We start from the raw sequence: 17,266 nt of genomic DNA on the forward strand, positions 1-17,266 counted from the left end.
TGAGTACCGGCCGCACCACCGTAGCGCGCGCGGCGCTTGAAGAGGTGTCCTGTCAGCTTCCTGCGCCCGCCCGCCCCCAGGTGTGCCCGGCCTGCCGCCACTCCCTGTCCCACTGCGCGTACCGCCGGTGCACCAGGCGCCATACGACCACCCGGCGCACGCCCTCCACCAGCCCCGCCGCGCCCGCCGCCGCCGCGGCGCCGGCGAGCACCGCGTGCACGGCGGCCGTCGCCCGGTCCATGGGGCGCCCGGCGATCCGGCCCTCGTCGTCCGTCCACAGCGGGAACCGCTCCTGCGGGCCCGGCGCCTGGTGCAGCGCCACCAGGCCGGTGTGCTCGACGCCGCCGGGATCGTGCCAGCGGGCCAGGAACCGGCCGTACCCCTCGCGCCCGGTGGTCGACTCGTGGTCGGGCTCCGCCGCCGTGCCCGTCACCACGCGCACCACTTCGGCGCTCACCAGGTGCCGGTGCTGCTGCTGTTCACGGACCGCCTCCCGCAGGGCGCCGTGGGCGAACGAACCCACCGTCCAGCCCGCCGCCGTCCCGAGCGCCAGCATCAGCAGCACCGCCGCCACGCCCGCCCAGGCTTCGAGGACATCGCTCCGGCGGCGCAGAGGATTGCGCCGCCACCGCCATACGAACCGCATTGCGCGCACAGTGCCCACCCCCTCACGCGTCCGTAAATACCTCACCGGGGACGGCGCATGCGGAGGAAGACGGCGGAGAGACCAAAATCACCCTCCCTGGATGCTTGCCCATGCGGCGCGTTGACGTGCGGCCGTGCGCACGGCCTGTGCGGGCGGCCTCAGTCGAGGACCTCGAAGGGGTCGCCGACGCGCAGCACTCCGGTGTGCTCGGGTATCAGGTTCTGCCCGAACACCAGCCGCTCGCCGATCCGGTGGTGCCGGGCGAGCGTGCGCAGCGGCTCCTTGCCGCGCCCGGCCGTGGCCTGGTCGGTGGTGGTGATGACGCAGCGGCCGCTGGGCTTGACGACGCGGAAGGTCATCTCGCCGATCCTGATCCTGCGCCAGTCGTCCTCGGCCCAGGGCGCGGTGTGGTCGACGACGACGTTCGGCCGGAAGCGGTTCATCGGCAGCGGGCCCTCGGCGGCGATGCCGTCCTGGGCGATGAGCGCGTTGAGCGCGTGCAGCGATCCGGTGGTCGTCACCAGCAGCGGATAGCCGTCCGCGAAGCTCACGGTGTCGCCCGGGCGCCCGTAGTCGGGATCGACCGGACGCCGGACGGCCGGGTCGTCCATGTGCACCAGCTGCGCCTCGGTCCCCAGGAAGGCGCTCACCCAGGCTGCGGCCGCGTCCCCCGCGCGCACCGCCTCCACCTTGTCCCGGAACACCGTCACGGGAATCGTGCCGCCCTGCTCCGCCGGCACAGGCACGGCCACGTCGAGCGGCTCCGCGCCCGGGGCGGTGAGCCGGACCCCGCCGCCCGGCAGCGGCTGCGCCGAGGCCAACGCGAGCCGCGGGAGCTGTCGTTGGGTGATGAACCGGCCGTCGGGCTCGGTCACCAGCCACCTCCGGTCCCCGGCGAGCCCCCACGGTTCCACGGTCGCTTCCCCCGGCGAGCAGCCCGCCATCGACTTGACCGGATAGACGTGGACCGAACTCAGTACAGGTGTGGGCATACCGCCAGTCTGCCAGCCGGGTCCGGCAGTTGAACTGCCGGACCGAATGCGGCGGCGGAGTCCGTCAGTAGCCACCCTGCTGCGGGTACTGCCGGTTGTACGGGTCCTCGTACGACGCCGGGGCGGGGCGCGGCGCGACGGGACGCATCGCGTCGTAGCCCGCGGGGGCCGCGGCCGGGCCCGGGTAGCCGCGCGGCGCGGAGGCCTGCGGCGGGATGTACGGAGCGGCCGCCTGCTGGAGGCCCATCGGCTGCACGGGGCCGGGCTGCGGCGCCGGTGCGGCGTACTGCGGGGCCTGGGCCGCGGACGGCCCGGAGGGCAGAGCGGGCAGCGCCGGCAGATTGCTGTTGCTGCTGAAGTCGTACGGCGACGACACGCGGATGGGCGCGATCTGCGGGGTGCCCCGCTCGGCGACGAGGCTGTCGTAGATGGGGGTGTCCTTGAACGACGACGTGGCGTAGTAGCCGCCACCGTAGGCACTGCGGGGGGAGGTCATAGCGCATAAGTTAAGCCCATGGTGCTCCGGTTGGGGAGACGGGTATGGGGGTTCCTTCACAAGGCCGGAGCAGGTGCGGCTCCCCAACCCGAGCGAACCTGGGAAAAACGGTCGTCAAGGTACGTAGGAATCGTGTAAAAGCCGACCGTTCCTTCAGTTCCTACAGTTCCTCTCAGGGTTTCTTCAGGGGGTGGGGTCGACGATGGGCATGCTCAAGGGCGCCAATGCACCGATATCCGCGCGGGCGGTGCGCGTCGAGGTGGTCCGGGGCGCCGGGCCGGGTGCACCCGAGGCCGAGGCCGGCGCACTGCTGCTGGCCGAGGGCCGGGTCCGCTCCGGTGCGGACGCCGTCTCCCGCAGCCGGCCGGTGCACCCCTCCGGCGCCGTGCGGCACGAGGGCAGGCACTCCGCCGACGGCACCGTCACCGACACCCTCGCCGTCGACCTCGGCGCACTCGAGCCCGCCGTCGAACGCGTCCTGCTCACGGCCGCCGCCGACGGCGGGGACTTCGGCCGGGTACCGGGCCTGCACATCCGCGTCCTGGACGCGGCCGACGGCGGCGAACTCGCCCGCTACGACAGCCGGGACGCCACCGTCGAGACCGTCCTCGTCCTCGGCGAGCTCTACCGGCGGCACGGCGGCTGGCGGTTCCGGGCGGTCGGCCAGGGCTACGCCGACGGCCCGGCGGGCCTGGCCGCGGCCTACGGCGCAGCCGCCGACGGGCCCGCCGCCCCCGCACCGCAGCCCGCCCGCCCCGCCCGGGTCACGCTGACCAAACAGGCCCCGGCCGTCTCGCTCGCCAAACAGGGCGGCACCTCCGGCACCCTGCGTGTCAACCTCAACTGGCAGATGCGCCAGGAGACCCGGGGCCGGCTCGCCCGCCTCGGCCGGGCCCTCGCGGCCCCCTCCGCCGGCGTGGACCTCGACCTGGGGGCCCTGTACGAACTCGCCGACGGCACCAAGGGCGTGATCCAGGCGCTCGGCAACTCCTTCGGCTCCCTGCACCGGCCGCCCTGGATCCACCTCGACGGCGACGACCGGACCGGCGCCGCCGCGGACGGCGAGAACCTCTCGGTCAACCTCGACCACGCCGCCGCCTTCCGGCGCATCCTCGTCTTCGTGACGATCTACGAAGGAGCCGCATCCTTCTCCGGCCTCCACGCCACCGTCACCCTCCGGCCGCAGCAGGGCGCGCCCGTCGACTTCGCCCTGGACGAGTGCACCGTGCCGTCCACCGTCTGCGCCCTCGCCCTGCTCACCCACGACGGAAGCGGCCTCGTCGTCCGCCGCGAGGCCCGCTACCTGGTGCCGGACCGCGGCGTCAGCCCGCAGCGCACCCTCGACCGCGCCTATGGCTGGGGCCTGCAGTGGACGCCCGGCCGCAAGTGAGGCCGTGCGGTGGGCGACGGGGCGGGTCCGGCGGATCTTCGCGTCCCGTCAGGGGCGCGGGGAACTGCGCGACCAGCCCCCACCGGCCCGCAGCCGATGCACCACCCCGGAGGTCCGGGGCGCAGCCCCGATCACCTCGACTGCGGGTGCGTCGTGGTCGCTCGCGCAGTTCCCCGCGCCCCTGACGGGGCGCTACGGCGCGGCCTCCGGGCGGGCGTAGGTCCGCCCCTTCCACGCCGCGCCCCGGCCCCGGTAATGCTGCACCGCCGAGTCCACCGTCATCAGCAGGTACAGCAGCGCCGTGAACGGCAGCAGCGGTGCGAGCCACAGCGGCTGCCGGTAGTAGCGCAGCATCGGCAGGTACGTCCCCGTCATCACCGCCCACGCGGCCGCCCCGGCGACGAGCAGGACGACGCCGCCGGTCACCGCCCCCGCGACCACCGCCACGGGCGGCACGAGGTAGACCGCCGCCAGCCCCGCGACCGTCCCGGCCAGCAGCAGCGGGCTGTGCCGCAGCTGCGCGTAGGCGCTGCGCGAGACCATCCGCCACAGCTGCGCCGGCTGCGGGTACGGGCGCACGCTGTCCACTCGGTCGGCCAGCCCCAGCCAGATCCGTCCGCCGGACCGCTGCACCGCCCGCGACAGCGCCACGTCGTCGATCACCGCCTGCCGGATGCACTCCGGCACCCCGGCCCGCTCGGCCGCCTCGCACCGCAGCAGCACGCACCCGCCCGCCGCGGCGGCCGTGCGGGCGCCCGGCCTGTTGACCCGGCGGAAGGGGTAGAGCTGGGCGAAGAAGTAGACGAAGGCCGGCACGATCAGGCGCTCCCAGACGGTCGCCACGCGCAGCCGGGCCATCTGCGACACCAGGTCCAGCCCGCCCGACGAGGCCGCCGCCACCAACTCCCGCAGGCTGTCCGGGGCGTGCGCGATGTCCGCGTCCGTCAGCAGCAGGTACGCGGCGTCCGTCCGCGCCCGGGCCAGCGCCATGCCGTGCCGCACCGCCCACAGCTTGCCCGTCCAGCCCGGCCCGGGCTCCCCGGGCGCGTCCACGGTCAGCGGCAGCCCGCCGTGCGCGTCCGCCAGGGCGCGGGCCAGCTCGCCGGTGCCGTCCGTGCTGCCGTCGTCGACCAGGAAGATCTCCGCCCGGCCCGGATAGTCCTGCGCGAGCAGGGACGGCAGGCTCGACGACAGCACCTCCGCCTCGTCCCGGGCCGGCACGACGACGGCCACGGACGGCCACTGCGCGGGCGGCGTCCGCGGCGGCAGCCGGACGTCGGTGCGCCAGAAGAAGCCCTGCGCCAGCAGCAGCCAGAGCCATGCGGCCAGGGAACCCACGGTGATCCACATCAGCACGCCCACCCGCCGCAGTCTGCCGCACCCGGACCGCACGCGCGGGACGGTCCGCAGGACGCATCGATTAAAGTGACCGGGTGAAGATCGCGCTCATGGACTCCGGAAATGGCCTGCTGGCGGCGGCCGCCGCCGTGCACCGGATGCGGCCCGACGCCGATCTGGTGCTCTCCGCCGCCCCCGAGACGATGCCCTGGGGCCCCCGCACCCCCGAGGACGTCGTCGAGCGCGCCCTGGCCGTCGCCCGCGCCGCCGCGGACCACCGGCCCGACGCCCTGATCGTCGCCTGCAACACGGCCTCCGTCCACGCCCTGGCAGCGATACGCGCCGAGCTGGAGCCCGCGCTGCCGGTCATCGGCACCGTCCCCGCGATCAAGCCCGCGGCCGCCGCCGGCGGCCCCGTCGCCATCTGGGCCACCCCGGCCACCACCGGCAGCCCCTACCAGCGCGGGCTGATCCGCGACTTCGCCGCCGGCGTCGAGGTCACCGAGGTGGCCTGCCCCGGCCTCGCCGACGCCGTGCAGTGGGCCGACGCGGCCGCCGCCGACGCCGCCATCGCCGACGCCGCCGCCCGCACCCCGCGCGACGTCCGCGCCGTCGTCCTGGGCTGCACCCACTACGAACTCGTCGCCGAGCGCATCCGCGCCGCCGTCCAGCAGCCCTCGGCCCCGCCCCTGGCGCTGTTCGGCTCCGCCGAGGCCGTCGCCGCACAGGCGCTGCGCCGCATCGGCGCCGCCCCCGACCCCGGCGCGGCGCCCACGGGCGGCCTGACCGTGCTCTCCAGCGGCCGCGAGACGGAGCTGGAGCCGTCCTCCCTGAGCTACCCCGAGGGCCGCTCCCTGCTCGCGGCGAGCCCCGCGCGCCCCTGACGCGATCCGCCCGTTTCCCCCGCCCCCGTCCGCACACCCCTGCCGCGGTCGCGGAACGTGAGTAGGCTGCCCGGTATGAGGGAGCACTCCAGGGAGCACCCCGAGGACCCGCGGACCCCCGGAAACGGCGACGAGGCCGGCGCCGCCCCGCCCGTGGTCTGGACGGGCCGCGCGACCAACCGCATCCAGTGGGTGCTGGCCGCCGCCGGTGCCGCCTGCCTCGCCCTCGGCATCGAGCTCGCCGTCGACAACTCCTGGACGTCCGGGCTCGCCCCGCTGGCGATGGCGGTCGTCGGCTGCGTCGCGGCCGGGCTGCTGATGCTCTACGGCACCATCGCGTTCGTCCACGTGGCCGTGCGGGTCGACCAGGACAACCTGGAGGTGCGCTGCGGCCACATCGGCGTGCCGCGCACCCGCATCCCCCTCACGCAGGTGATCGGCGCGGACTTCGCCCCCCGCGTGACGCCCCGCCAGTGGGGCGGCTGGGGATACCGCTGGCGCCCGGAGAAGGGCACGGCCGTCGTCGTCCGGCGCGGCGAGGGCTTCGTGCTGCGGCTCGGCGACGGCCGCACGCTCACGGTCACCGTGGACGACGCGGAGACGGCGGTCCGCGTGATCCGCGACCGGCTGCGCCTGGGCACGACGCCCCCGCGGACCACCTGAGCGCCCCGGCCGGCCCGCACCCGAACACGCACCGCCTAAGCTCGGCGTCATGCCGATCCCCGATTTCATCCGTGACCTCCGCGCCAAGGCGGGCCACCACCTGCTCTGGATGCCCGGCGTGAGCGCCGTCGTGCGCGACGACGAGGGCCGGGTGCTGCTCGGCCGCCGCGCGGACACCGGCGAGTGGTCGATCATCGGCGGCATCCCCGAGCCCGGCGAGCAGCCGGCCGCGGCCCTCGTGCGCGAGGTGTACGAGGAGACGGCGGTGCACTGCGTCCCGGAACGGGTCCTGCTCGTCGAGGCGCTGCAGCGGGTCACCTATCCCAACGGCGACGTGTGCCAGTTCATGGACACCTGCTTTCTCGCGCGGGCGGTCGGCGGTGAGGCGCGGGTGAACGACGACGAGTCGCTGGAGGTGGGCTGGTTCGCGGTGGACGCGCTGCCGGAGATGGAGGAGTTCGCGGTCCGGCGGATCAAGCAGGCCGCGGCGGGCGGGCCGACCTGGTTCGAGGGCCTCGGGGAGGCGTGAGCAGGGGGCCCGGAGCCCCCTGGAGGACCGTGCGTACCAGGCCGGTACGCGCCTTGTGATCAGGGCATTTGGCGGAGCAGGCTGCCGTGCATGTCTGACACTCATTCCGCCCACTGCTCGCGATGCTGCCCCGTGGAACCGGAGCCCGAGCAGGAGATCGATCCGGTTCCCCTTGCCGCCTGGGTGTGCGGCGTCCTCGCCGCCGTCGTGGTGGTCGGCTCGTGGGCAGGGCTGATGTGGGTGGCCACCAGCGTGTTCCGCGAATGACGGGACGGGTCACCCCCATATCGGCTGCGCCGAAGCCGAGTTCGCGTTCTCGACACGCGAACTCGGCTTTTTTCACGTCTGTTTGAAACGTTCCGTGCGTACGGGCCGGAGGAATCCGGAGCAATGCGACCCCGGCGGGCAAGTGCGTTCGTGGGGACTGCCGTTCCAGCGGCTGAAGGCTTTCCTGCCTCTATCGAGAAAGAGGCTGCTTTGCTAAAGTATCTGGCGAGTATCTTCCGAGCGTAGTCGGGAGTCGTTGACCATGCACCGCAAAAGCATATGATCAACCGCTCGTTCCATCCAGCGAGTGCGACCGTTCCCAAGAACGGAAATGCGAGCCGACGCGCTGTACGCCGGGGCGTTCTGACCTGTGATCAGGGCTCCTGAACAGGGAGAAACGCAAGGTCGTCCCGGCCGCCGTCCCTGCTGCCATCTCGCACCGCGAAACCCTCCGGGTGCATGGCGCCCACTCGGCTCAGGGTGTTCTTCCGTCTGCTCGGGCTGAATACAGGGACGTGCATGATGACACTTCGGGCGACGCGCGAGTTCCCCCTCGCATTGCGATTGCTATTCATCAACCAGTTCGGCGTGGACATCGGGTTCTACCTCCTGATGCCCTTTCTCGCCGCCTATCTCGAGCACGGGCTCGGCATGTCCGCCGCACTGGTCGGGCTGGTGCTGGGAGCACGAACGCTCAGCCAGCAGGGCCTGTTCATCCTCGGCGGCTCGGCCGCCGACCGACTGGGACCGCGGATGGTGATCATCGCCGGCTGCGCCCTGCGGACCGTCGCGTTCGCCCTGTTCGCCTTCGGCAACACCCTGCCGCTGGTGCTCGGGGCCTCCCTGCTCAGCGGGATCGCCGCGGCGATGTTCTACCCGGCCGGCCGTACCTACGTGGCCCTGGAGTCGGGCGACCGCCACGCCGAGGCGTTCGCACTGCTCAACGTCTACGCCACGGTCGGCTCGTTCCTCGGACTGCTGCTCGGCAGCGTGGTGTTCCTCATGGACTTCCGCATCTTCGCGCTCTTCGGGGCCGCGGTCTTCGCGGTGCTGACGGTGGCCCAGGCGAGGGTGCTGCCACGCGAGGCCGTCGCGGACACCGCTCGCAGCTCCGTCTTCGCCGACTGGCGCGAGGCCTTCGGCAACGGGCGGTTCCTGCTGTTCTCCTTCGCCACCACCGGAATGATCACCGTGGAGAACCAGGTCTACCTGCTGCTGCCGGCCGGGGCCCTGAAGGCCTCCGGCTGGGCGGGCTCGGCCGGGGTGCTGCTGGCCATGGGCGCGCTGGTGAACATGTTCTTCCAGCTCCGCATCACCCGCATGCTGGAACGGCACGGCGGCGGCCTGCGCTGGGTGAGCGGGGGTCTCATCGTCATGGGTCTCGGGTTCGTACCGCCGCTGCTGGTCTGCGACGGCGCACCGTCGAGAGGCCTGGCCGACGCGGTGCCGCGGATGCTGGTGCTGGTCCTCGGTTCGCTGATGCTCTACTTCGGGACCATGGTCGCCCACCCCACGGTGATGGAGATGATCCCCCGCTTCGGGCGCGAGGCCCTGACGGGCACGTACTTCGGCCTGTTCTACGTCTTCTCGGGGCTGGCGGCCATGGGCGGCAACTTCGTCGTCGGCAGGGCCATGGACCTGGGGTCGCGGACCGGGCTGTCCTGGCTCCCGTGGATCGTCTGCCTGGGCTTCGGCCTGGCGTCCGCGACCGCGGTCTCCCTGCTCTACCGCACCTTCAGACTGCCCGGCCGGACCCTGCTCACCTCGGCGCCGGCGGCCGAGGTGGAGATCGAGGGGATCACGGCCGTGCGCCGCATGGCCATGGCCCGGCGCGGCGGCAACCCCCGGCACGCGGTCGCCCGGCGCCTGCGGGCCGAGCACACCTCGGCTCCGCTGCACCCGCCGTCCTCGCCCGCCGGCCGGGGCCAGACCGCCCCGGCGGGGGAGGGGAGCAGACCGCAGAATCCGGCCCCGCTCTCCGGCCCGGCCCGCGGGGCCGGTGACGCGGCGGACCAGCCTCCCCGCTGAGCACCTGCACCTCCCGTCACTCCGACAGGACGGCGTCCGCCCCACGGCGGGCGCCGATCCGTTTCTGCCGGCCCGAACGATGCATCCGCCACACACCACCTCCGCATCAAACGTGGCGAGTTCACCGCCTTGTTGCACGCGTCACGTGTCCCATACATTCGACGACCCGGGGGCAGGGATCCGGTGCGGCGCACGCCCGTACCGGGCAGTCTCGGGGAGGCGCCGTGGCGGGCCGTGCGGACAGCCGGGACAGCGACACCACCGGCCGCGGGCACAGGCAGGGGCCGGGGCATGGACCCGGGCGCGGACCCGGGCACGCCTGCGGGCTGTTCTCGCTGGCCGAGCTCGCACCACCGCTGATCATGCGTCTGACCGCACGGTCGGTCGAGCTGTTCCACGACCACGGGGCCCATGACCGCCCGCTGGCCGGTCAGTTGACGGGCCTGCTGTTCACCAGGGCCTCGACCCGCACCCGTACCGCCTTCACGGCCGCCGCCATCCGGCTCGGCGCCGCACCCGTCGCCTTCGGCCCGGCCGATCTCCACCTGGGCACCGGGGAGTCGGTGGGGGACACCGGGCGGGTGCTCGGCGCGATGCTCGACTCCCTGGTCGCCCGCACCGCGGGCCCGCTGGACGAGCTGCGCGAACTCTCCCGGCAGGGACGGATGCCCGTCGTCAACGCCCTGACCGCACAGGAGCACCCCACCCAGGGCCTGTGCGACCTCGCCACCCTCGCCCTGTCCTTCGGCGACCTGACGGGCATTCGCGTGCTCTACGTCGGCGAGGGCAACAGCACGGCCGTCGCCCTCGCCCATGCGCTGGCCGCCGTGCCCGGAGCCCGCGTCACCTTCGCCACCCCCGCCGGCTACGGGGTGCCGCAGGACGAACTGCGCACGGCCGACCGCCGGGCCTGCACGGTCGGCGCCGCCGTCGACCAGATCCACGACCTTGCCGCCGCACCGCCCGCCGTGGACGTCCTCTACACCACCCGCTGGCAGCTCGCCGGCATCGCCCGCCCGGACCCCGCCTGGCGCGAGGCATTCCGCCCCTTCCACGTCGACGAGGCCCTGCTGGACCGCTGGCCGCGCGCGGCCTTCATGCACGGCCTGCCCGCCCGCCGCGGCGACGAGGTCTCGGGCCGGGTCCTCGACGGACCGCGGTCCCTGGCCTGGACCCAGGCGGCGATGAAGCCCGCCGGTGCGATGGCCGTCCTGGAGTGGGCCGCCGCCCGGTGAAGAGTCGCCCGGTGAAGAGCTGCCCGGTGAAGAGGGAGAGGACCCATGACCGTACCAGTGCTGCACCCGTGCGACTTCATCCGCCCCCGGCTGCGCGCCGGCCGCCAGGAACGCGTGGTCCTGTACGCAGCGATGCGGCTCCGCACGGCACCGCCGCACCTGGGCGTCCACGTGCTGCAGACCTGCACCTTCCTGCTGGCGAAGGCCGTACGGGAACGCTTCGGAGTCGAAGTCCTCGTCCGCTTCACCGCGTTGGACGACCTCGCCTGCGAGACCCGCGAGTGCCCGGCCACCGGCACGCTCTACGAACGCACCGTTCGCGACGTCCTGGGCACGGAACGGGCCGCAGAACGGGCCGCAGAACGGGCCGCAGAACTGCTCCGGACGCACTACGACGCCCTGTTCACCGCCCTGTCGGCCGCGACGGGCGTCGCGTACGAGACGGGGACGTACACCGAGCAGCAGGCCCGTCCCGCCTTCCGGGAGGAGCTCCTCGCCTCGCTGGGCCTGATGGACACGCTGCGCTGGGTGCTCGCACCCTCCACCGGCTCGGTGCCGGTGCGCCTGCCCTGCCCGCACTGCGGCTGGGCGCAGCGGCACGGCGAGCACACCGAGCTGCTGTCGGCCGATGCGCGGGGGGCGCGGTTCGCGGCCGTCTGCCTCGACCACGGCACGTACATGGTCGACGTGACGCGCGGCAACGACACGTTCGTCGGTCTGACGGCGCTGCACCGCAGCCACGTCGCGGAGCGGGTCGCGGTCCGCGACAGCGCGCTCCCCGTGATCGTCGAGGGGGCCGACCGGGCCATGGCCGGCCGGCTCCTGGACGAGGCGTTCCGCTTCCGGCCGGGCGCCGTGCCGCCGCCGCGGCTGCTGACCCCGCTGGTCCTCACGGAATCCGGGGCGAAGCTCTCCGGGACGTCGGCGGGGGAGAAGGAGGAGGCGGAAGAGACGGAAGAGACGGAGGAGAAGGGCGAGAAGTACCCGGGGATGCTGATCAACCTCGTATCACGCATGCTTTCCTCACCGCAGTACTTCGAACGCGGCTACACCATGGGGGAAGTGACCCGACTGGCCGGCGTGACGGTCACGTAGCCCGTTCGGCGGGCGGTGCTGCGGGAGGGCCGGCGGACCCGGCATGATCCGGAGCAGCAGGAGGAAGGACTTCACCCATGCCCATTGCAACGGTCAACCCCGCGACCGGCGAGACCCTCGAGACCTTCGACCCGCTCGGACCGGAGGAGACCGAGCGGCGGCTGGCCGCCGCCCACGCCGCCTTCCGCCGCTACCGCGCCACGGACTTCGCCGAACGGGCCCTGCTGCTCGACCGTGCCGCGGACCTGCTGGACGAGGACCGCGACGCCGTCGCCCGCACCATGACCACCGAGATGGGCAAGCCGCTCGCGGCCGCCCGCGCGGAAGCCGCCAAGTGCGCCAAGGCCATGCGCTGGTACGCGGCGCACGCCGAGGCCCTGCTGGCGGACGAGCGTCCCCCGCAGGCGGACGTGAAGGACTCCGGGGCCGAGCACGCCCGCGTCCACTACCGGCCGCTGGGCGTGGTCCTGGCCGTCATGCCGTGGAACTTCCCGCTGTGGCAGGTGATCCGCTTCGCGGCCCCCGCCCTGATGGCCGGCAACACGGGCCTGCTCAAGCACGCCTCCAACGTCCCGCAGACCGCGCTCTACCTGGAGGACCTCTTCCGCCGGGCCGGCTACCCCGAAGGATGCTTCCAGACCCTGCTCATCGGCTCCGGCGCCGTCGAGGCGGTCCTGCGCGACCGCAGGGTCGCCGCCGCGACCCTCACCGGAAGCGAGCCCGCGGGCCGCTCGGTCGCCGCCGTCGCGGGCGACGAGATCAAGAAGACGGTCCTCGAACTCGGCGGCAGCGACCCGTACGTGGTGATGCCGTCGGCCGACCTGGAACGCGCCGCACGCACGGCGGTCACGGCCAGGGTGCAGAACAACGGTCAGTCCTGCATCGCCGCCAAGCGCTTCATCGTGCACACGGACGTCTACGACGCGTTCACGGCACGCTTCACGGAACTGATGGCCGCCCTCACGGTCGGCGACCCCATGGCCGAGTCCACGGACGTCGGCCCCCTCGCCACCGAACAGGGCCGCGCCGACCTGGAGGCGCTCGTGGACGACGCGCTGCGGCACGGCGCGGTGGCCCTGTGCGGCGCGAAGCGCCCGGAGGCGCTGCCCCGCGGCTGGTACTACGAACCCACGGTGCTGGCCGGCGTGACCCCGCAGATGCGCATCCACCACGAGGAGGCCTTCGGCCCGGTGGCCTCGCTGTACCGGGTGCAGGACGTGGACGAGGCGCTGGACGTCGCCAACGACTCGCCCTTCGGCCTGAGTTCGAACGTCTGGACCCGCGACGAGGAGGAACAGCGCCGCTTCGTCCAGGACATGGAGGCCGGCGGAGTCTTCTTCAACGGCATGACGGCCTCCCACCCGGCGTTCCCGTTCGGCGGGGTCAAGCGCTCGGGGTACGGCCGCGAGCTGTCGGGGCACGGCATCCGGGAGTTCTGCAACGTCACGACGGTGTGGCACGGGCCTGTGGGCTGATTCGGCGTCGGGTCGGGTGGCGGAGGGTGCCAGGAGGCGCCGACGCCGGATCAGAGGACAGGCCCTGGGGGGGAGGAGGCAGAGGGCGTTCGTGGGGACGGTGCCGCCGGATCAGCGCCGGTGCCGATGCGCCGGCAGCCACCGCCGCGTAAAAGCGCCGGGCCGGCTCTCGCGGGTAGCGTGTCAGCCTGGGGATTCGCCACAACTGGTCCGGACGGTTCCTTGCCGCTCGGAGAGGCCTGCCGGCCCTAACACCCCCAGCGCAGCCCTGGTGTCCGTACCGGCGCGTCCCACAGCCGCAGCAGTTCGTCGTCGACCCGGCACAGCGTCACCGAGGCCCCGGCCATGTCGAGCGAGGTGACGTAGTTGCCGACGAGCGTCCGCGCGACCGCAACGCCACGTTCGCGCAGTACGCGGTGGACTTCGGCCGTGAAGCCGTACAGCTCCAGCAGCGGCGTCCCGCCCGCGCCGTTGACGAGCGCGAGCACGGGGCCGCCGGGCCGCAGGTCCTCCAGCACGGTGCTCACCGCGTAGTCCGCGATCTCACCGGAGGTCATCATCGCCCGCCGCTCCCGCCCGGGTTCGCCGTGGATGCCGACGCCCAGCTCCAGCTCGCCGGGCGGGAGGTCGAAGGTGGGGCTGCCCTTGGCGGGCGTCGTGCAGGCGGTGAGCGCGACGCCGAAGCTGCGCGAGGACTCGTTCACACGGCGTGCGACGGCCTCGACGCGCTCGAGCGGGGCGCCCTCCTCGGCGGCCGCGCCCGCGATCTTCTCGACGAAGAGCGTGGCACCGGTGCCGCGGCGCCCGGCGGTGTAGAGGCTGTCGGTCACGGCGACGTCGTCGTTGACGAGCACGCTGGCGACCTGGAGGCCCTCGTCCTCGGCGAGTTCGGCGGCCATGTTGAAGTTGAGGACGTCGCCTGTGTAGTTCTTGACGACGAACAGCACGCCCTTGCCGCTGTCGACGGCGGCTGCGGCCCGCACCATCTGGTCGGGCACGGGCGAGGTGAACACCTCGCCGGGGCAGGCGGCGTCGAGCATGCCGGGCCCGACGAACCCGCCGTGCAGCGGTTCGTGCCCGGACCCGCCGCCGGACACCAGCCCGACCTTGCCGGCGACGGGCGCGTCGCGGCGGACGACCACGCGCCGCTCGACGTCGACGGTGAGCTCGGGGTGGGCGGCGGCCATGCCGCGGAGGGCGTCGGGGACCACGGTTTCGGGGACGTTGATGAGCATCTTCATGCGGGGACTCCTCGGATGATGGGAGGACGGGCTGCCGGCTTGCGGTTTTGGGGCAACAGCAGTGTTGGCGGTAGTCGGCCTTGGCCACTTCGTCACCTGTGTAGTGCATTGCCGAGCCAGGGGACAGTACCGAGATCGGAGGTGGATGCCGTCACACCGGCAGGTGTTGTCGCTGACTGTGTTGCCCTGTGCGCACAGGCCGACGGGCCGCTTGTTCAGCCGGACGGCGTTGCGTCCGCGGTTCGGCAGGCGGGAGGAGTACCCGGGGTGTGGGGGACGGTGCACAGGAACAATGGCCGGTGCACGAGACTCTTGTCGTCGACGGGCAGGTGGAAGGGGCGGTCTGTGGCAACGGTGTCCTGGACGTCGACGCCCGAGCGCAGCTGCTGGAGGACGTTGGAGGCACGAGTGGTGCTGGATCCGGTCCATACCCGATAGATCGCGGCTGCAGCGGCACGGAAGGCGTCACTGCCGACGGCGTGGTCGCTGCGGTGGTCGGAGGAGAAGGCGATGTAGGACAACTCGACCGCGGTGTAGCGTTCGAGGTGCGCGAACTCGGGAATCTCGGGGTATTCGACGAGGGTGTCGGTGTCGGAGGCCAGTAGCGGGAAGGGCGGCTTGCCGGCGGCACCGCACTGGCCCTGGACTTCGTTGAGGATTTTCGGCAGTTGGCTTCCGCGGGCCGCGTACAGGGCGATGCCATCGTTCTGGCTCAGCGTGCAGATTTCCTTGGCGAGGTCGGACAGGGTGCTTACCGCACCGCGCTGCCCCTGGTCCGCCTCGCGCATGACGGCGAAGGAAGGCTCTTCCACGGGGATGCCGCGGTCTGTGAGTTCGGCGTCGAGGTCGTGCTTGAGGTTGGTGCTGTAGCGGTCCTTGTCGTCGTAGAGGACCATGGCCTTCTTGCGTTTCAGATCGGCCACGTGGTGGACCATGGCACGGGCGAGGTGGCGGTTCGTGGGTTGGGTCTGGAAGTAGGTGGCTGCCTCGGCGGTCATGAAGTCGCCGGTGACGCCTGCTCCGATGACGGGAAGGTCGGGGGAGAGACGGTTGATCGCCTCCACGGACGCCTGGCGGCTCTGGGAGATGCCGATCACCGCCGAGATGCTCGTGTCGTCCTTGGCCAGAGTGTTGAGCCGGTCCACCACGCCGGTCGCCTGGGCGTAGGCGTAGCCGACGTTGGCGATCAGTAACCGCAGACGGGGCCGTTCGGCGTTGACGCCGACCTGTTCGTTGAACACCTGCTGGGCGTCGGCTGCGCCCTGGAGCTGGAGGACGCCGGCGGGGGTGAGCTGTTCGCCCTTGCCGGTGGGGTCGGCGGTCAGGGGCGCGAGGAAGACTACGGTCCGGTACGCGCCGCCTCGCTGAGCGGCAGCGTTCTGGGAACGGATGCGGTCCTGGAGGGTGCGCAGCAGCTCCTGGCTGCCGCCGCCGGTGAAGTAACAGCCTGCTGATGCGGTGTCGATGCCGACCTTGACGCCCCCGGCCGCCCACGTGTCCCGGCAGGCGTCCTGCCGGATCCATGCCACTGCGGGGACGGCTCCGGCGACAAGGGTGACGGACAGGATCGTGCCCAGATAGGCGGACGGCCAGGACACCCGACGCGGCCGCACGGCCACGTTGGTGTCCAGCCAGTCGCCCACGGACGATTGCGCCGGCCCGGCCAGGGCGACGACCACCTGCCCGTCGTCGTGGCCGGCCCGGGCGGGCCGGGGCCTGCGCTCCAGCAGTGGCCGCAAGGCAGCAGCCGCCTGACCCGGTGCAAGGGCGCGAGCGCCCTCGGGGCGGTCCGGCGCGTCTGCGGGGGGAGAGTCCGGGGTCCGGGCGGCCAGCACCAGAAGCGGCAGCCCACGACGGCGCAGCTTGACGAAGCCGTCGAGCAGCCGCTGGGTCGGCGTTACCTGGCTGCCGATGGGCAGGAGCACGACGACTGGCCAGACGCGGCGGCGCCGACGGGGAGAGAGAACGCCCCTGCGGCAGGCCCGTACCAGATCTGTTCCCAAGGCTTCCAGAAGCAGGGACTGGCGCAGGGCCGTATTGTGGCGCAATGCACCGTTGAGGCTCAGATGTGTCGCGGCGGCCAGGAAACTCGTGGCGGACTGGCCTGCGTTGCGGACCTTGGGGGCGTACCAGCGCAGACGCCGAGTACGGTTCAGCCGCACCCGGTAACCCCACTCCAGAGGCCAGGCGACCAGGACGGTTGCCATCGCGCCCAGGCGCGCGCTGACCTGGCCGGCCCCACCGCTGTCGATGAACGAACGCAGCCTCTTGAGCCCGGGGATGCCGCTCTGCCAGGCCGCACACAGTGCATCGGCCAACACGTTGCACTGCGCCGCGGACGAGCCGCTCCCCACGTGGATGTCCAAGATCTTCCGGCACGTCCAGTACGTGGTCAGCGACATCCCGCCGGCGCCATCGGGCATGGTCTGCTCCAGTTGAGCGGCAAGACCGTCGAGCAGCACGACGTCGGACTCGTCCGCGCCCTCGGCCTGCGCGAGCAGCGCATCGTCGACCATGGCGTGCGGAACCAGCCCGGCCCCGGTGGCATCCCGCAGCCGGGCCCGGTAAGCGGTGACGAAGTCCGTCCCCAACCCGGCACTGTCCTCGAAGACGAGCACGGGCACCTCCCGTTTGCCCACGGGACGTCCCACCAGTGTGTCCAGCACACCTACCAGATCCTCGACCCCGTCCAGTGCCGGAATCCGACCCATACCGCTCCCCCTTGCGCAGCGTCACCTGAAAGGGAAGACCGTCCCACCAACCAGCGTGGTCAGCAGGGTGGTTGGCTTGAACTGACCCCTCATGCAAGAAATCCGTCCACAGGTTCCGGTGGAGTGTCGCTCAGCGATCGGAATTGCATGAGGATGCCGGATCGAAGGGGCCACAGCAGTCCTGCGGTCGAACACGCAGGAGGCGGGACGGCACGGCGGGCCGCGTGCGGACCCGGCCTCCCCGATGCGCGCGTTCCGCCGCAGTGTCGAGCCCCA

General features: G+C 72.7%; 15 protein-coding genes. 9 read left to right on the forward strand and 6 right to left on the reverse strand.

Annotation, left to right across the window (positions count from 1 at the left end; all coding sequences use genetic code 11):
* Window positions 1-52: 52 nt before the first annotated feature.
* The 3 genes from ACMATS_RS32765 to ACMATS_RS32775 all read right to left on the reverse strand — a co-directional run bounded on the left by ACMATS_RS32765 (window position 53) and on the right by ACMATS_RS32775 (window position 2,134).
* Window positions 53-646, reverse strand: a complete 594-nt coding sequence (locus ACMATS_RS32765) for a hypothetical protein (RefSeq protein ID WP_390775905.1) — start codon at window positions 644-646, stop codon at window positions 53-55.
* Window positions 647-804: 158 nt separating this feature from the next.
* Window positions 805-1,638: an MOSC domain-containing protein gene (locus tag ACMATS_RS32770; RefSeq protein WP_391153303.1), complete on the reverse strand. Its 834-nt coding sequence runs from the start codon at window positions 1,636-1,638 to the stop codon at window positions 805-807.
* Between the two features lie 64 nt (window positions 1,639-1,702).
* Window positions 1,703-2,134: a DUF6643 family protein gene (locus tag ACMATS_RS32775; protein WP_390775903.1), complete on the reverse strand. Its 432-nt coding sequence runs from the start codon at window positions 2,132-2,134 to the stop codon at window positions 1,703-1,705.
* Window positions 2,135-2,336: 202 nt separating this feature from the next.
* Between ACMATS_RS32775 and ACMATS_RS32780 the strand changes: the two genes are divergently transcribed.
* Complete coding sequence (locus ACMATS_RS32780; RefSeq protein WP_414169947.1) at window positions 2,337-3,524, forward strand: TerD family protein; 1,188 nt, start codon at window positions 2,337-2,339, stop codon at window positions 3,522-3,524.
* Between the two features lie 192 nt (window positions 3,525-3,716).
* On the opposite strand, the gene ACMATS_RS32785 is transcribed toward ACMATS_RS32780, so the two are convergent.
* Window positions 3,717-4,874, reverse strand: coding sequence for a glycosyltransferase (locus ACMATS_RS32785; RefSeq protein WP_414170838.1), 1,158 nt, complete (start codon window positions 4,872-4,874; stop codon window positions 3,717-3,719).
* Window positions 4,875-4,957: 83 nt separating this feature from the next.
* On the opposite strand from ACMATS_RS32785, the gene ACMATS_RS32790 reads away from it, so the two are divergent.
* From ACMATS_RS32790 to ACMATS_RS32825, 8 genes are all read left to right on the forward strand, one after another.
* On the forward strand, window positions 4,958-5,746 hold the full coding sequence (locus tag ACMATS_RS32790) for a glutamate racemase (RefSeq protein ID WP_390775901.1): 789 nt from the start codon (window positions 4,958-4,960) through the stop codon (window positions 5,744-5,746).
* 75 nt (window positions 5,747-5,821) lie between these two features.
* Window positions 5,822-6,409, forward strand: a complete 588-nt coding sequence (locus ACMATS_RS32795) for a hypothetical protein (RefSeq protein WP_391153298.1) — start codon at window positions 5,822-5,824, stop codon at window positions 6,407-6,409.
* Window positions 6,410-6,458: 49 nt separating this feature from the next.
* Entirely contained in the window at window positions 6,459-6,938 is a 480-nt protein-coding gene (locus tag ACMATS_RS32800; RefSeq protein ID WP_391153296.1) for an NUDIX hydrolase, read from the forward strand.
* 90 nt (window positions 6,939-7,028) lie between these two features.
* A complete protein-coding gene (locus ACMATS_RS32805; protein ID WP_390775768.1) occupies window positions 7,029-7,205 on the forward strand; it encodes a hypothetical protein in 177 nt (58 codons plus the stop codon).
* Window positions 7,206-7,724: 519 nt separating this feature from the next.
* Complete coding sequence (locus ACMATS_RS32810; RefSeq protein ID WP_390775767.1) at window positions 7,725-9,233, forward strand: MFS transporter; 1,509 nt, start codon at window positions 7,725-7,727, stop codon at window positions 9,231-9,233.
* Window positions 9,234-9,457: 224 nt separating this feature from the next.
* Window positions 9,458-10,468 (forward strand): ornithine carbamoyltransferase, encoded by a 1,011-nt coding sequence (locus tag ACMATS_RS32815; RefSeq protein WP_414169948.1) that lies wholly within the window; start codon window positions 9,458-9,460, stop codon window positions 10,466-10,468.
* 45 nt (window positions 10,469-10,513) lie between these two features.
* Window positions 10,514-11,563, forward strand: a complete 1,050-nt coding sequence (locus ACMATS_RS32820) for a hypothetical protein (RefSeq protein WP_414169949.1) — start codon at window positions 10,514-10,516, stop codon at window positions 11,561-11,563.
* 77 nt (window positions 11,564-11,640) lie between these two features.
* Window positions 11,641-13,038 carry an NADP-dependent succinic semialdehyde dehydrogenase gene (locus ACMATS_RS32825; RefSeq protein ID WP_414169950.1) on the forward strand — a complete coding sequence of 466 codons (1,398 nt, stop codon included), beginning with the start codon at window positions 11,641-11,643 and terminating at the stop codon, window positions 13,036-13,038.
* 248 nt (window positions 13,039-13,286) lie between these two features.
* On the opposite strand, the gene dhaK is transcribed toward ACMATS_RS32825, so the two are convergent.
* Window positions 13,287-14,279, reverse strand: coding sequence for a dihydroxyacetone kinase subunit DhaK (gene dhaK, locus ACMATS_RS32830; RefSeq protein ID WP_390775763.1), 993 nt, complete (start codon window positions 14,277-14,279; stop codon window positions 13,287-13,289).
* Between the two features lie 215 nt (window positions 14,280-14,494).
* The gene (locus ACMATS_RS32835) at window positions 14,495-16,945 is read right to left on the reverse strand and encodes an ABC transporter substrate-binding protein (protein ID WP_414169951.1); all 2,451 of its coding nucleotides are present in this window, start codon (window positions 16,943-16,945) and stop codon (window positions 14,495-14,497) included.
* Window positions 16,946-17,266: the final 321 nt, after the last annotated feature.

Source organism: Streptoverticillium reticulum (genome assembly GCF_047456005.1).
GTDB classification, from domain to species: domain Bacteria; phylum Actinomycetota; class Actinomycetes; order Streptomycetales; family Streptomycetaceae; genus Streptomyces; species Streptomyces reticulum.

What these genes read in the sequence shown, in the direction of transcription:
- ACMATS_RS32765 (WP_390775905.1), bottom strand. Translation starts at nt 646, where the DNA reads ATGCGGTTCGTATGGCGGTGGCGGCGCAATCCTCTGCGCCGCCGGAGC.
- ACMATS_RS32770 (WP_391153303.1), bottom strand. Translation starts at nt 1,638, where the DNA reads ATGCCCACACCTGTACTGAGTTCGGTCCACGTCTATCCGGTCAAGTCG.
- ACMATS_RS32775 (WP_390775903.1), bottom strand. Translation starts at nt 2,134, where the DNA reads ATGACCTCCCCCCGCAGTGCCTACGGTGGCGGCTACTACGCCACGTCG.
- ACMATS_RS32780 (WP_414169947.1), top strand. Translation starts at nt 2,337, where the DNA reads ATGGGCATGCTCAAGGGCGCCAATGCACCGATATCCGCGCGGGCGGTG.
- ACMATS_RS32785 (WP_414170838.1), bottom strand. Translation starts at nt 4,874, where the DNA reads ATGTGGATCACCGTGGGTTCCCTGGCCGCATGGCTCTGGCTGCTGCTG.
- ACMATS_RS32795 (WP_391153298.1), top strand. Translation starts at nt 5,822, where the DNA reads ATGAGGGAGCACTCCAGGGAGCACCCCGAGGACCCGCGGACCCCCGGA.
- ACMATS_RS32800 (WP_391153296.1), top strand. Translation starts at nt 6,459, where the DNA reads ATGCCGATCCCCGATTTCATCCGTGACCTCCGCGCCAAGGCGGGCCAC.
- ACMATS_RS32805 (WP_390775768.1), top strand. Translation starts at nt 7,029, where the DNA reads ATGTCTGACACTCATTCCGCCCACTGCTCGCGATGCTGCCCCGTGGAA.
- ACMATS_RS32810 (WP_390775767.1), top strand. Translation starts at nt 7,725, where the DNA reads ATGATGACACTTCGGGCGACGCGCGAGTTCCCCCTCGCATTGCGATTG.
- ACMATS_RS32820 (WP_414169949.1), top strand. Translation starts at nt 10,514, where the DNA reads ATGACCGTACCAGTGCTGCACCCGTGCGACTTCATCCGCCCCCGGCTG.
- ACMATS_RS32825 (WP_414169950.1), top strand. Translation starts at nt 11,641, where the DNA reads ATGCCCATTGCAACGGTCAACCCCGCGACCGGCGAGACCCTCGAGACC.
- dhaK (WP_390775763.1), bottom strand. Translation starts at nt 14,279, where the DNA reads ATGAAGATGCTCATCAACGTCCCCGAAACCGTGGTCCCCGACGCCCTC.